Below are 13,396 nucleotides of genomic sequence, written 5' to 3'. Positions count from 1 at the left end.
CGATGGTAGTCCGTCGACGACGGTGTGGCGCGCCGGTGAACGCCCGGCGCCCCTGTGATGCGGCTAGCTCTTGGCGGCCGACGGGGGCTCCGCCGGCGCGTCCTCGTGCCCCGCGGGGGTGTCGGGGGTGTCGGGCTCGGCGTCGACGCTGCTGGGGTTGGCCGCACCGCCCTTGCCGCCCGGCGCGGAGGCCGGCGAGCGCTCGGAGGAGCGCACCTGCGCCTCGTTCTCGGACCGCTGGTCCTCGTCCGGGTCCCCGGTGCTTCCGTTGCGTGTCACGGGATTCGACGTACCCGGGTCGTCGTGGCCCGAACCGGTGTCCGGCGAGGACTCGGTGGCGGGCCCGTCGTCGGTCCCGTCGTCGGTCCCGTCGACGGGGTCGCCGTCCCGACCCGACTCCTCGGCCGCGCGCCCGAAGACCTCCCGCGGACGGCCCCGCATCCACACGAGGTAGGCCACCGCCCCGGCGAACACCACGGCGGCGACGACGACGTTGATCCGGACGTCGCCGAACACGCGGGTGGCCGGGTCGGTGCGCATCAGCTCGATGACGAAGCGGCCCGCGGTGTAGCCCGCGACGTAGAGCGCGAACGCGCGGCCGTGGGAGAGCCGGAAGCGCCGGTCGGCCCACACCACGAGGGCGGCGACGGCGAGGTTCCAGAGCAGCTCGTAGAGGAACGTCGGGTGCACGACCGCCACGGGGGTCGGGTCCAGCGCGACCCCCGTGAGGTTGTCGGGCAGGCCCGACGACGGGTCCACGCGCCGGTAGAGCTCGAGGCCCCACGGCAGCGTCGTCGGGGCGCCGTAGAGCTCCTGGTTGAACCAGTTGCCCAGCCGCCCGATGGCCTGCGCGGTGACGATGCCGGGCGCCGCGGCGTCGGCGAACGCCGTCAGCGGCACCCCGCGGCGCCGGCAGCCGATCCACGCGCCCACACCGCCCAGCGCGATCGCGCCCCAGATGCCCAGCCCGCCCTGCCAGATGTAGAGCGCGGCGATCGGGTTGCCGCCCGGCCCGAAGTAGGTCGGCCAGTCGGTGGCGACGTGGTAGAGCCGCCCGCCGACCAGGCCGAACGGCACCGCGAACACGGCGATGTCGGTGACGGTGCCCGGCTCGCCCCCGCGGGCGACGAAGCGGCGCTCGGTCCAGAGGATCGCCACGACGATCCCGGCGATGATGCACAGCGCGTACGCCCGCAGCGGGACCGGCCCGAGCTGCCAGACGCCCTGCGGCGGGCTGGGCAGGTAGGTGGGCAGGTAGGTGGGCAGAGCCGTGACCGCTGTCTGCACCGCTGGGAGCACGGCCGCCACGCTATCGCCCGCCGGTCAGCGTCCCGTGTGCTGGCCCCGCACCCCGGCGGCGAGCTCGGTGGTCAGCCGGGCGACGGCCGCCCGCCCGTGCTCGGCGGCGCTGACGAGGGCCGAGCCGACGATGACGCCGTCGGCGAAGCCCGCCACCTCGCCCGCCTGGGCGCCGTTGCGCACGCCGAGGCCGACGCCGATCGGGAGGTCGGTGTGGGCGCGGGCGCGCGTGACGAGGACGGACGCCGTGTCCGAGACCGCGTCCCGGGCGCCGGTGACGCCCATCGTCGAGGCGGCGTAGAGGAAGCCGCGGGTGGCCGCGGTGGTGGCGGCGATGCGCTCGTCGGTGGACGACGGGGCGACGAGGAAGATCGGCGCGAGGCCCTCGCGGTCGGCGGCGGCGAGCCACCCGGCGGCCTCGTCGGGCACGAGGTCCGGAGTGATCACGCCGAGCCCGCCGGCGTTCGCGAGGTCGCGGGCGAAGGCGTCGACCCCGTAGCGCAGGACCGGGTTCCAGTACGTCATGACCACTGCGCGGCCGCCGCGGGCCGCGAGCTGCTCGACGACCTCGAGGGTGTCGCGCACCCGCACCCCGGCCCGCAGCGCGGTCTCCACGGCGTGCTGGACCACGGGGCCGTCGAGCACCGGGTCGGAGTAGGGCAGGCCGACCTCGACGAGGTCCGCGCCGGCGTCGAGCACCTGCGTGAGCAGGCCCAGCGAGCCCTTGACCGTCGGGTAGCCGGCGGGCAGGTAGCCGATGAGGGCCGCGCGGTCCTCGGCCTTCGCGCGGGTGAAGACCTCGCCGAGACGGTCGATGCCGGTGGCGGTGCTGCCCGCGGTGGTGTTGCCCGCGGTGGTGTTCCCGGCGGCGGTGTTGCCGGTGGTGGTGTTGCCGGTGGTGGTCACAGCTCCCGCTCCCCGCTCGCCACGGCGCCGTCGGCGTCGACCGGCCCGGGCGGGGCCTCGGTCGGCAACGACTCCGGGTCGACGACCCCGAACCACCGCGCGGCGGTGTCGACGTCCTTGTCGCCGCGGCCGGAGAGGTTGACCAGGATCGTGGCGTCCGGCCCGAGCTCGCGCCCGAGCCGCAGCGCGCCCGCGATCGCGTGGGCGGACTCGATCGCCGGGATGATGCCCTCGGTGCGGCACAGCAGGCGGAAGGCGTCCATGGCCTCGGCGTCGGTCACCGGCTCGTAGGTCGCGCGGCCGGAGTCGGCGAGGAACGCGTGCTCGGGGCCGACGCCCGGGTAGTCGAGCCCGGCCGAGATCGAGTGCGTCTCCAGCGTCTGCCCGTCGGCGTCCTGCAGCAGGTACGACATCGCCCCGTGCAGCGCGCCGGGCGAGCCGCCGGTGATCGACGCGGCGTGCCGCCCGGTCTCGACGCCGTCGCCCGCGGCCTCGAAGCCGACGAGGCGCACGCCCTCGTCGTCGAGGAACGGGTGGAAGATCCCGATGGCGTTCGAGCCGCCGCCGACGCAGGCGACGACGGCGTCGGGCAGCCGGCCGTACGCCGCGAGCACCTGCTCGCGGGCCTCGAGACCGATGACGCGGTGGAAGTCGCGCACCATCCGCGGGAACGGGTGCGGGCCGGCGGCGGTGCCGAGGATGTAGTGGGTGTGGCCGACGCTCGCCACCCAGTCGCGGTAGGCCTCGTTGAGCGCGTCCTTGAGCGTGCGCGACCCCGTGGTCACGGGGACGACCTCGGCCCCGAGCAGGCGCATCCGCGCGACGTTGAGCGCCTGGCGCTCGGTGTCGACCTCGCCCATGTAGACCACGCACTCCAGGCCCATGAGCGCCGCCGCGGTCGCCGTCGCCACCCCGTGCTGGCCGGCGCCGGTCTCGGCGATGACGCGGGTCTTGCCCATGCGCCGCGTCAGCAGGGCCTGGCCCAGCACATTGTTGATCTTGTGCGAGCCGGTGTGGTTGAGGTCCTCGCGCTTGAGCAGGACGCGCGCGCCGCCGGCGTGCTCGGCGAGGCGCCGCGCGTCGGTGACCGGGGAGGGGCGGCCGGCGTAGTCGCGCTGCAGGCGGTCGAGCTCGGCGAGGAACTCCGGGTCGCGGCGCGCCTTCTCGTACTCGGCGGCGACCTCGTCGACCGCGGCGATGAGGGCCTCGGGCATGTACCGGCCGCCGTAGGGACCGAAGTGCCCCGTCTCGTCGGGTTCGTGCGTGGTCCCGGCGAGACCCGAGCTGGCCGACGTCATCGTGGTGCTTCTTCCTGCGCGGCGGAGCGGACGCCGGCGATGCTACGAGGGCCGGCGAGGGGGTTGCGGGCGCTGGTGGCGCTGCTGGGGACGCCGGGTCAGCGCGCGGGCTTCGGACACGCCGGGTGCGACCCGGCGGTGACGAGCTGGCGCACGGCGGCGCGCGGGTCCTCGGCGGTCGCCATCGACTCGCCGACCAGGACCGCGTCGGCGCCGTGGCCCGCGTAGGTCATGAGGTCGCCCGGCCCGCGGACGCCGGACTCGGCCACGCGGATGACCTCGCCGGGCAGGCCCGGGGCGATGCGGCTGAACACCGAGCGGTCGACCTCGAGGGTGTGCAGGTCGCGCGCGTTGATGCCGACGAGCTTGGCGCCGGCCCGCAGCGCCATGTCGGCCTCCTCCTCGTTGTGCACCTCGACCAGGGCCGTCATCCCGAGGGACTCGACCCGGTCGACCAGCGCGTCGAGGGCGTTCTGCTCGAGCACCGAGCACATGAGCAGCACGACGTCCGCGCCGTGGGCCCGCGCCTCGTGCACCTGGTAGGTGCCGACCACGAAGTCCTTGCGCAGCACCGGGACGTCGACCGTCGCGCGCACCGCGTCGAGGTCGTCGAGCGAACCGCCGAAGAAGCGCTGCTCGGTGAGCACGCTGATGACGCGCGCCCCGCCGTCGACGTAGCGGCCGGCGAGCCACGCCGGGTCCGGGATGTCGGCCATGTGGCCCTTGGACGGGCTCGCGCGCTTGACCTCCGCGATCACCCCGATGCCCGGACCCTGGAGCGCGGCGAGCGCGTCGCGGGCCGGCGGCGCCGAGGCCGCCTTGTCCTTGATGACGTCGAAGGGGACGGCGGCTTCCCGGGCGGCGAGGTCGGCTCGGACCCCTTCGAGGATCTGCTCCAGGACGCTCACGCCGGGTCTGCCCCTTTCCCCCGTCCGAGTTCGCTCCATGTTAACCCGCCCCTCCTCCGGCCCTGCCCACCCCGTCGGAGGGTCCGGATCGTGTGCCGTCGGGCGGCGGTGGTCCCGGCTCGGGGGTGGGATGGCCCGTGGGTCCTGCCGGATGATCGTCCCCCGGGTCGTGCACGGGCTCGCGGGCCGGCTCGCCCGTCGGGTCGCGTCCCTCGTCGAGGGCCTCCCACAGCGCGCGGTCCGGGTCCGCGGGACGCGGGCGCGCCGCCCCCGCGCCGGGCGCGTCGTACTGCGCACCCATCCGCGGCAGCACGGCGGCCCAGCGGACGGTCAGCAGCCCCGCGGCCAGCATGAGCAGCCCCCCGACCAGCGCGAGCAGCGGTCCGCCGACGACCGCCTCGGCCGGCAGCGGCCGGTCGCCCGGACGCACCCCGATCGGCAGGGCCTCCGTGGCCGGCGCGACCAGCCCGGTGACCGCGCGCAGCACGGCCCAGAGCCCGGCGACGGCCACGAGCGTGCCGACGACCCGGCGTCCCCAGCCCGCCGTCGCGACGAGCCCGCCGACCGCGGCGAGGCACAGCAGCGCCCAGGGCACGAGGATCGGCTCGGCCGTCGCGCCGTCGGCCGTGCCGGTCCGCGGCCCCGGCACGCCCTCCACGACCTGGCTGACCCACGTCAGCCGCGACGCCCCCCACAGCACCGCCGCGGCCACCGCGAGCAGCACCGCAAGCATCCCGAGCAGGCGCCCGGGCGGGGCGGAGGGGCGGCGCGGGACGGCGGTCACGGCACGGCCGGCTCGGGGTCGGGGACGCGATCGGCACCGTCGGTCCGGTCGCCGCCCTCGGCCCGGTGGGCGTCGTCCTCCGCCGCCACCACGGCCGCGGTGGCGGGGGCGGCGACGGTGTCGGCGGCCGCGACCGCCGCGAGCACCGCGCGGGCCTTGTTGACGCACTCGGCGTCCTCGGCCACCGGGTCGGAGTCGGCGACGATGCCCCCGCCGGACTGCACGTAGGCCACACCGTCGCGCAGCAGGCCGGTGCGGATCGCGATGGCGGTGTCGGCGTCGCCGGCGAAGTCGAGGTAGCCGACGATGCCGCCGTAGAGGCCGCGGCGGGTGGGCTCCAGCTCCTCGATGATCTCGAGCGCCTTGGGCTTCGGCGCGCCGGACAGCGTGCCGGCCGGGAAGCACGCGGCCACCGCGTCGAACGCCGTGCGCCCCGGGGCGAGCCGCCCGGTGACCGTGCTGACCAGGTGCATGACGTGGCTGTAGCGCTCGATCTCGAAGAAGCGGCGCACCGTCACCGTGCCCGGTACGCAGACCCGCCCGAGGTCGTTGCGCCCGAGGTCGACGAGCATGAGGTGCTCGGCGCGCTCCTTCTCGTCGGCGAGGAGGTCCTTCGCGAGGAGGGTGTCCTCCTCGGCGTCGGCGCCGCGCCAGCGCGTCCCGGCGATCGGGTGGGTGGTGGCCACGCCGTCCCGGACCGTCACGAGCGCCTCGGGGCTCGACCCGACGATCTCGAACGGCCGGCCCTCGCCGTCCTCGAGACGCAGGAGGTACATGTACGGGCTCGGGTTGGTCATCCGCAGCACCCGGTAGATCTCCAGCGCGTCGGCCGCCGTGTCGGCCTCGAAGCGCTGGGAGAGCACCACCTGGAACGCGTCGCCGGCCCGGATGCGCTCCTTGGCGACCTCGATGGCCGCGTGGTGCTCCTCCGGCGAGCGGCGGCGCCGGACGGCGTCCGGCCCCGGGCGGGCGACCGCCGACATCGTCGCCACCGTCGAGGGGGCGGGCGCCGCGAGCTCGGCGGCCATGCGGTCGAGCCGGGCGATCGCGTCGTCGTAGGCGGCGTCGGCCCGCTCGGGGCTGTCGTCCCAGTTCACCGCGTTGGCGATGAGCGTGACCGTGCCCTCGTGGTGGTCGAGCGCGGCCACGTCGGTGGCGAGCAGCATGACCGTCTCGGGGATCCGCAGGTCGTCCCGCGCGTGCTCGGGGACCCGCTCGAGACGGCGCACCGCGTCGTAGCCGACGTAGCCGACGAGCCCGCCGGTGAGCGGCGGCAGCCCGGGCAGCGGGTCGGTGCGCAGGCGCTGCAGCGTCTCGCGCAGGACGGCCAACGGGTCGTCCCAGCGCTCCTCGTCGTCCGGCCCGCCGGGCAGGCCCACCGGGACCTGGCCGGTCCAGGTGGCGCGCCCGTCGGTCTCGGTGAGCGTCGCGGCGCTGCGGGCGCCGACGAAGCTCCACCGCGACCACGACTCGCCGTGCGCCGCGGACTCGAGCAGGAACGTGCCGGGACGCCGCCCGGCGAGCTTGCGGTAGAGCCCGACCGGCGTCTCCCCGTCGGCTAGCAGCCGCCGCGTCACCGGGATGACGCGATGGTGCGCGGCCAGCGCGTGGAACCCCGCGCGATCGGGCGCGACCACGCCGAGAGGGGCGGCGGAGGGGGCGGACGCGGACACGACCTCATTGTGGCCCCCTCCCCCGACAGCGTTCCGCAGCCGGGTCCGGGGTGGGGTTGCAGCGAACGCGCTGTTCGCTGCCTCTACGCGCCGGATCTCCCCGTTGATCATCGGCGGCGCACCGGAGGGTGGCGCCGGGGTGGCTCAGCGAGGGCGTCGTTCGCTGCGTGGGACGCACCGGAGGTGACCCTCGCTGCGTACCGGGCGCACCGGAGGTGACCCTCGCTGCGGACACCGGGCGCCCCGGATCAGCCGCGCTCCGCGTCCTCGGCCGCCTCACCGCGCGCCTCCACCGCCGGCTCGCCCGCCGGCTCCGGCGGCGGCGCGGCCCGGGTGCGGGCGGCGACGGCCACCGCGCCGAGCACGACCGCGCAGCCCAGCAGCTGCAGCACGCCGGGACGCTCGCCGAGGATCACGGCCCCGAGCAGCACCGCGCCGACGGGCTGGAGCAGCAGGATCGAGGCGCCGGTGGAGGACGGCAGCCGGGGCAGGGCGGAGGCGATGAGCACCCAGCCGGTCACCTGCCCGACGACGGCGAGCGCGACGAGCCACCCGATCGCGGGCCACCCGGGCGCGAGGTCGACGCCCTGCCAGAAGGAGCCGATGACGAAGGACGTGGCGCCCGCGCCGACGGTGGCGATCGCGACCGGGGTGAAGCGCTGGCCCGGGCCGGCCCCGAGCCGCACGAACAGCAGGTAGCCCGCGTACGCGACGGCGGCGACGAGTGCGGTGACCGTCCCGCGCACCGGCGCCGACCCGACCATCGCCTCGCTCCCGCCGACCAGCCCGCCCGCCAGCGCGACGCCGACGAGCATGACGGGCACCGCGAGCACGAAGGTGCGCCGCACCCGCTCGCCGAGGACGAGGAACGCGAGCAGCGGCAGGATCACGACCTGGGCGTTGACGACGACCGTCGACACCCCGGCGCCGACCGCGCGCACCGACTCCGCCCACAGCGTCATGTCCAGCCCGAGCAGCACGCCGCCCAGGAGCAGCACGAACGGGCGGTTCCCGGTCGACGCCGCGGTGCGCCGCCGGCGGCGCCACTCGAGCAGCGCCAGGGGCGCGAGCAGCGGGAGAGCCAGGGCGCAGCGGAAGAAGGTCGCGGTGCCCGGGCTCGTGCCCGCGAGGGCGATGAAGATCGGCGAGAACGCGATGCAGAGGCTCCCGGCCACGGCGACGAGCCGGGCGTCGACCCGCGGGACGGGGACGGGGTCGCCGGTGGGGTCGCCGGTGGCATCGGCGTCGGCGCGGGCGAGGGAGCGGGTCACGTCCTCGATGGTCGGTGCCGTAACCGTCAAGGACCAGCGATGATTCCTGGCCCCGACCCGTTACGTTCGCTGATGTGTTCGCGCTCGACCGCCTCCGCGCCCTCGACGCGCTCGCGCGTCACGGCTCGATCGCCGGCGCCGCGGGCGCGCTGCACCTCACGCCGTCCGCGGTGTCCCAGCAGCTCGCCAAGCTCGAGCGCGAGGCCGGCGCGCCGCTGACCGAGCCGGCGGGGCGCGGGCTGCGCCTCACCCCGGCCGGGCGGATGCTCGCCGAGCACGCCGCGGAGATCCTCGCCCGCGTCGCCGCCGCCCGGCTCGACCTCGACCGGCTGCGGGACGAGGTGGTCGGCGAGCTGCGCATCGGCGCGATCCCGACCTCGGTCCACGCCCTCGCCCCGCCGACGCTCTCCCGGCTGCGCGCGGCGCACCCCGACCTGCGCGTGGCCCTCGCCGACGGGGAAGCCGAGGAGACGCTGCCGGCGGTCCTCGCCGGCGACCTCGACCTCGCGGTCGTCGAGAACTGGGACGGCCTGCCCGCGCCGATCCCGCCCGGTACCTCGCGGGCGCGCCTGTGCGAGGACGTCATCGACCTCCTGCTGCCCGCCGACCACCGGCTCGCCGGGCGGGGGCCGGTGGACCTCGGCGACGTCGACGACCTCGACTGGGTGGCCGACGGCGACGACAACCGCGCCGGCGCCTGGCTGGTGTACACGCTCCGCGCGGCCGGACTCGAGCCGCGGGTGACCTGCCGGGTGCGGGGCTTCGGGATGCACGTCGAGCTGGTCGCGGGCATCGGTGTCGCGGCGCTCGTCCCCCGGCTCGCGCGCCCGCCGCTGCCGGCGAGCGTCGCCGTCGTCGCCACCGACCCGTGCCTGCGCCGCAGCATCGACGCGGTGTGGCGCACCGATCGGGACACCGCGGCGGTGCGCGCCGCCGTCGAGGCGTTCCGGGCGGTCGCGGCCGAGCGGGACGCGGCGGTGGCCGCCTCGGGGTGAGCGCGCCTCAGGCCTCGGGCGCGAGCAGGAGGTCGGCGTCGAAGCAGGTGTGGTCGCCGGTGTGGCACGCGGCGCCGGACTGGTCGACCAGCACGAGCACGGTGTCGCCGTCGCAGTCCAGGCGGACCTCGACGACCTTCTGCACGTGCCCCGACGTCGCGCCCTTGATCCAGAGCTCGCCGCGCGAGCGCGACCAGTAGGTGCCCTCGCGGGTGGCGATCGTGCGGGCCAGCGCCTCGTCGGACATCCACGCGACCATGAGGACCTCGCGCGTGTCGTACTGCTGGACCACCGCGCAGACCAGGCCGTCCGGGGTGCGCTTGAGCTGGCCGGCCACGTCCGGGGCGAGGGTCCAGGTCACCGGACCTCCACCCCGTCGGCGCGCAGCGCGTCCTTGACCTCGCCGATCCGCATGATCCCGAAGTGGAACACACTGGCCGCGAGCACCGCGTCGGCCCCCGCCGCGACCGCCGGCGCGAAGTGCTCCACCGCGCCCGCGCCGCCGCTCGCGATCACCGGGACGTCGACGAGCGCGCGCACCTTCGCGAGCATCTCCAGGTCGAACCCGGCCTTCGTCCCGTCGGCGTCCATGGAGTTGAGCAGGATCTCCCCGACCCCGAGCTCCTGGCCGCGCTGGGCCCACTCGAGGGCGTCGATCCCGGTGCCGCGGCGCCCGCCGTGCGTGGTGACCTCGAACCCCGACGGCGTCGGCTGTCCGTCCGCGGGCACGCGGCGGGCGTCGACGGACAGGACGATGCACTGGGAGCCGTAGCGCCGGCTGGCCTCGCCGAGGAACTCGGGGCGGGCGATGGCGGCGGTGTTGATGCCGACCTTGTCCGCGCCCGCGCGCAGGAGCTTGTCGATGTCCTCGTTGGTCCGCACGCCGCCGCCGACGGTGAGCGGGATGAAGACCTGCTCGGCGGTGCGCCGGACGACGTCGTAGGTGGTCTCGCGCTCGCCCGACGACGCGCTGACGTCGAGGAAGGTGAGCTCGTCGGCGCCCTCGGCGTCGTAGAGCCGTGCCATTTCGACGGGGTCGCCGGCGTCGCGCAGGTCCACGAAGTTGACGCCCTTGACCACCCTGCCCGCGTCGACGTCCAGGCAGGGGATCACGCGGACGGCAACACCCATGCGTTCAGCCTAACCGCGCCCGACGTGAGCGGATTTCCCGGCCAGGACCGGGAACATCGCTCACGTGCGGGTCAGGGCCAGCGCGTCGGCCAGGGTGAAGTTGCCGTGGTACAGGGCCTTGCCGACGATCGCGCCCTCGACGCCGAGGGGGGCCAGGGCGTCGAGCGCGCGCAGGTCGTCGAGCGACGACACCCCGCCCGACGCCACCACGGGACGGTCGGTGCGCGCGCAGACGGCCTCGAGCAGCTCGGTGTTCGGGCCGGTCAGCGTGCCGTCGCGGCCGACGTCGGTGACGACGTAGCGCGCGCAGCCCTCGGCGTCGAGGCGGGCGAGCACGCTCCACAGGTCGCCGCCGTCGGAGACCCACCCGCGCGCGGCGAGCCGGTGCCGGCCCTCGGTGATCTTGACGTCGAGCCCGACCGCGACCCGGTCCCCGAACTCGGCGATCGCCTGCGCGCACCAGGCCGGGTCCTCGAGCGCCGCGGTGCCGATGTTCACGCGCTCGCACCCGGTGGCCAGCGCCCGGCGCAGCGAGGCGTCGTCACGGATGCCGCCGGAGAGCTCGACCTTGATGTCGACCTGCGCCACCACCGACGCCAGCAGCTCGGCGTTCGAGCCGCGGCCGAACGCGGCGTCGAGGTCGACGAGGTGCAGCCACTCCGCCCCGTCGGCGGCCCAGGCGCGCGCCGCGTCCAGGGGGTCGCCGTAGCCGGTCTCGGTGCCGGCCACGCCCTGGACGAGCCGGACCGCCTGGCCGTCCACGACGTCGACGGCGGGGAGCAGGTCGATGGTCACGGCGCGCGATCGTAGCCGCGGTCGCTCAGGTGGTCGCTCCCGTGCCCGCTCCCGTGCCCGCTCCCGTCCCCGCTCCCGTCCCCGCCAGCGCCGACCGGCGCCGTTCCAGCAGCTCCCGCTCGGCCACCGTCCGGACCAGCTCCAGGGCCCGGTCCAGCTCGGCGACGGCCTCGTCGACGCGGCCCAGCGTCGTGAGCATGTCGGCGCGCACCGCCGGCAGCAGGTGGTAGCCCGCGAGGGCCGGGTCGTCCGCCAGCGGCGCCAGCACCGCGAGCCCCGCCTCCGCCCCCTCCGCGCGGGCCACCGCCACCGCCCGGTTCAGCTCGACCACCGGCGACGGGGCCAGCGCCGCGAGCTCGGCGTAGAGCCCGGCGATCGCGGCCCAGTCGGTGTCGTCGGTGGACCGCGCGCGGGCGTGGCAGGCGGCGATCGCGGCCTGCAGCGTGTACCGGCCGCGCGGCACCGTCTCCTCGGCCCGCGCGAGCGCGGCGAGCCCCCGCCCGATGAGCATCCGGTCCCACTGCGCGCGATCCTGGTCGCCCAGCAGGATCGGCTCGCCCGACGGCCCGACGCGCGCCCGCAGGCGCGAGGCCTGCAGCTCCATCAGCGCGACGAGACCGTGCACCTCGGCCTCGCCGGGGATGCGCGCCGCGAGCACCCGACCGAGCCGCATCGCCTCGACGCAGAGGGTCGGGCGGGTCCAGTCGACGCCGGTCGTGGCCGCGTAGCCCTCGTTGAACACGAGGTAGATCACCTCGAGCACGGCGCCGAGGCGGGCGGTCAGCTCGTCGCCGACGGGCACCTCGAGGGCCTCGGGGCCCACGCCGGCCAGTCGCTTCTTGGCGCGGGAGATGCGCTGCCCGATCGTCGGCGACGGGACGAGGAACGCGTGGGCGATCTCGTCGGTGGTCAGGCCCCCGAACAGCCGCAGGGTCAGCGCCACCCGGGACTCGCGCGCCACGGCCGGGTGGCAGGTGGCGAAGAGCAGCGCGAGGACCTCGTCACCGACGTCGGCCGCCCCGTCCCCGACCGCCGCGTCCGCCCCCGGTGCCACGCCCGACTCCCCCGCCTCGAGGGTCTCCGTCTTGCGCGCGAGCGTCTGCTCGCGGCGGATCATGTCGATGGCCCGTCGCCGGGCCGTGGCCGCGAGCCACGCGCCGGGGTTGTCCGGCACGCCCTCGGCGGGCCACTGCTCCATCGCCGCGACGAGGGCGTCGTGGGCGAGCTCCTCCGCGCGGCCGACGTCGCGCACCACGCGCGCGACGCCGGCCACGATGCGCGCCGACTCCATCCGCCACACCGTCTCCAGGACGCCGAAGGGATCCGGACGGGCGGGGTCGGCGGTCGCGGAGCCGGTCACCCGTGCTGCTGGGCCTGTCGGGCGCGCAGCTCCTCCTCGGCGTCGAGGACCTCCTGCGGGGCGATGCCCTCGAAGTCCTCGGCCTCGGCGACCTTGCGCACCTCGATGCGCTCGCCCTGGCGGAACGGCGCCCGCCGGGCCCACGAGACGGCGTCCTCGAGCGAGTCGACCTGGAGGATCCAGAATCCGCCGACCAGCTCCTTGGCCTCGGCGAACGGGCCGTCGGTGACGGTGGGCTCCTCGCCGTCGAACGCGACGAGCGCGCCCTTGGCGCTGGGCAGCAGGCCCTCGCCGGCCACGAGCACGCCGGCGTCGACCATCGCGGTGTTGAACGTGCCCATCTCCTCGAACATCGCCGGGTCGGGCGGCGTCTCCGCCTGCGCGGCCTCGTCGTACTTGAGCAGCAGCATGAAGCGCATCTCGGTCCTCCTGGGGTGTGGTCGGGGAGCTCGGGTGGACGGGGGTCAGACCTGCTCGCGCTCGGCGATCCGCCGGCGCAGGGTGGCCTCGGCGTCGAGCACCTCGGCGGGGGCGATGTCGGTGAGGTCGGCCAGCTCGGCGATGCGCCGGACCTCGAGGCGCACGCCGGGCCCGATCGGGCAGCGCCGGGCCCACTGGACGGCCTCCTCACGCGAGGCGACCTCGAGGATCCAGAAGCCCGCGACCAGCTCCTTCGCCTCGGTGAAGGGGCCGTCGGTCACCGCGGGCTGCTCGCCGTCGTGGTTGACGACGAACCCGTCGGCGCTGGGCGCGAGGCCCTCGGCGGCGAGCAGGACGCCCGCGTCGACGAGGTCGGTGTTGTACCGGCCCATGGCCTCGAAGGCCTCCTCGGGCGACGGGGCGTCGGCACCGCCCACCACCATCGACTCGGGGGCCGACATGATCAGCATGTAGCGCATCGGGCTCTCCTCGCGGACCGCCGGCGGGGCTCTCTCCCCCGCCGCTCACCCGGGCGTCGAACGGGGTGGACCGTCTT

Annotated in this window: 14 protein-coding genes; 1 reads left to right on the top strand and 13 read right to left on the bottom strand. The window is 76.0% G+C overall.

The window, feature by feature from the left end; genetic code table 11:
- Window positions 1-63: 63 nt before the first annotated feature.
- The 7 genes from lgt to PH190_RS08575 all read right to left on the bottom strand — a co-directional run bounded on the left by lgt (window position 64) and on the right by PH190_RS08575 (window position 8,139).
- A complete protein-coding gene (gene lgt, locus PH190_RS08605) occupies window positions 64-1,299 on the bottom strand; it encodes a prolipoprotein diacylglyceryl transferase (RefSeq protein WP_274231077.1) in 1,236 nt (411 codons plus the stop codon).
- A 24-nt stretch (window positions 1,300-1,323) separates the two neighbouring features.
- Window positions 1,324-2,115, bottom strand: coding sequence for a tryptophan synthase subunit alpha (gene trpA, locus PH190_RS08600; protein ID WP_274231152.1), 792 nt, complete (start codon window positions 2,113-2,115; stop codon window positions 1,324-1,326).
- A gap of 86 nt (window positions 2,116-2,201) precedes the next feature.
- The gene (trpB, locus tag PH190_RS08595) at window positions 2,202-3,503 is read right to left on the bottom strand and encodes a tryptophan synthase subunit beta (protein WP_274231076.1); all 1,302 of its coding nucleotides are present in this window, start codon (window positions 3,501-3,503) and stop codon (window positions 2,202-2,204) included.
- Between the two features lie 98 nt (window positions 3,504-3,601).
- Window positions 3,602-4,411, bottom strand: a complete 810-nt coding sequence (gene trpC / locus PH190_RS08590; protein WP_274231075.1) for an indole-3-glycerol phosphate synthase TrpC — start codon at window positions 4,409-4,411, stop codon at window positions 3,602-3,604.
- A 40-nt stretch (window positions 4,412-4,451) separates the two neighbouring features.
- Window positions 4,452-5,195, bottom strand: coding sequence for a Trp biosynthesis-associated membrane protein (locus PH190_RS08585; protein ID WP_274231074.1), 744 nt, complete (start codon window positions 5,193-5,195; stop codon window positions 4,452-4,454).
- Window positions 5,192-6,868: an anthranilate synthase component I gene (locus PH190_RS08580; protein ID WP_274231073.1), complete on the bottom strand. Its 1,677-nt coding sequence runs from the start codon at window positions 6,866-6,868 to the stop codon at window positions 5,192-5,194. Before PH190_RS08580 ends, PH190_RS08585 begins: the two co-directional genes overlap by 4 nt.
- A 248-nt stretch (window positions 6,869-7,116) precedes the next feature.
- Window positions 7,117-8,139 carry a DMT family transporter gene (locus tag PH190_RS08575; RefSeq protein ID WP_274231072.1) on the bottom strand — a complete coding sequence of 341 codons (1,023 nt, stop codon included), beginning with the start codon at window positions 8,137-8,139 and terminating at the stop codon, window positions 7,117-7,119.
- 74 nt (window positions 8,140-8,213) lie between these two features.
- On the opposite strand from PH190_RS08575, the gene PH190_RS08570 reads away from it, so the two are divergent.
- Window positions 8,214-9,134: a LysR family transcriptional regulator gene (locus tag PH190_RS08570; RefSeq protein WP_274231071.1), complete on the top strand. Its 921-nt coding sequence runs from the start codon at window positions 8,214-8,216 to the stop codon at window positions 9,132-9,134.
- Between the two features lie 7 nt (window positions 9,135-9,141).
- Here PH190_RS08570 and hisI read toward each other — a convergent pair whose 3' ends face one another.
- From hisI to PH190_RS08540, 6 genes are all read right to left on the bottom strand, one after another.
- Window positions 9,142-9,495: a phosphoribosyl-AMP cyclohydrolase gene (gene hisI, locus PH190_RS08565; protein ID WP_274231070.1), complete on the bottom strand. Its 354-nt coding sequence runs from the start codon at window positions 9,493-9,495 to the stop codon at window positions 9,142-9,144.
- On the bottom strand, window positions 9,492-10,265 hold the full coding sequence (gene hisF, locus PH190_RS08560; RefSeq protein ID WP_274231069.1) for an imidazole glycerol phosphate synthase subunit HisF: 774 nt from the start codon (window positions 10,263-10,265) through the stop codon (window positions 9,492-9,494). The genes hisI and hisF overlap by 4 nt, the downstream gene beginning before the upstream one ends.
- 60 nt (window positions 10,266-10,325) lie before the next feature.
- A complete protein-coding gene (gene priA / locus PH190_RS08555) occupies window positions 10,326-11,060 on the bottom strand; it encodes a bifunctional 1-(5-phosphoribosyl)-5-((5-phosphoribosylamino)methylideneamino)imidazole-4-carboxamide isomerase/phosphoribosylanthranilate isomerase PriA (RefSeq protein WP_274231068.1) in 735 nt (244 codons plus the stop codon).
- A 25-nt stretch (window positions 11,061-11,085) separates the two neighbouring features.
- Window positions 11,086-12,351 carry an RNA polymerase sigma factor gene (locus PH190_RS08550; protein ID WP_274231151.1) on the bottom strand — a complete coding sequence of 422 codons (1,266 nt, stop codon included), beginning with the start codon at window positions 12,349-12,351 and terminating at the stop codon, window positions 11,086-11,088.
- 65 nt (window positions 12,352-12,416) lie between these two features.
- A complete protein-coding gene (locus PH190_RS08545; protein WP_274231067.1) occupies window positions 12,417-12,839 on the bottom strand; it encodes a YciI family protein in 423 nt (140 codons plus the stop codon).
- Window positions 12,840-12,884: 45 nt separating this feature from the next.
- On the bottom strand, window positions 12,885-13,319 hold the full coding sequence (locus PH190_RS08540) for a YciI family protein (RefSeq protein WP_274231066.1): 435 nt from the start codon (window positions 13,317-13,319) through the stop codon (window positions 12,885-12,887).
- Window positions 13,320-13,396 lie beyond the last annotated feature (77 nt).

It is taken from the genome of Actinomycetospora straminea (assembly GCF_028737255.1).
In the GTDB taxonomy this organism is placed as follows: domain Bacteria; phylum Actinomycetota; class Actinomycetes; order Mycobacteriales; family Pseudonocardiaceae; genus Actinomycetospora; species Actinomycetospora straminea.
This window is presented reverse-complemented; position numbering and strand designations above follow the sequence as displayed.

Excerpts from the sequence above, each read along its gene's own strand:
- trpB (WP_274231076.1), bottom strand. The coding sequence starts at position 3,503 with ATGACGTCGGCCAGCTCGGGTCTCGCCGGGACCACGCACGAACCCGAC.
- hisF (WP_274231069.1), bottom strand. The coding sequence starts at position 10,265 with ATGGGTGTTGCCGTCCGCGTGATCCCCTGCCTGGACGTCGACGCGGGC.
- PH190_RS08550 (WP_274231151.1), bottom strand. The coding sequence starts at position 12,351 with ATGGAGTCGGCGCGCATCGTGGCCGGCGTCGCGCGCGTGGTGCGCGAC.
- PH190_RS08545 (WP_274231067.1), bottom strand. The coding sequence starts at position 12,839 with ATGCGCTTCATGCTGCTGCTCAAGTACGACGAGGCCGCGCAGGCGGAG.
- PH190_RS08540 (WP_274231066.1), bottom strand. The coding sequence starts at position 13,319 with ATGCGCTACATGCTGATCATGTCGGCCCCCGAGTCGATGGTGGTGGGC.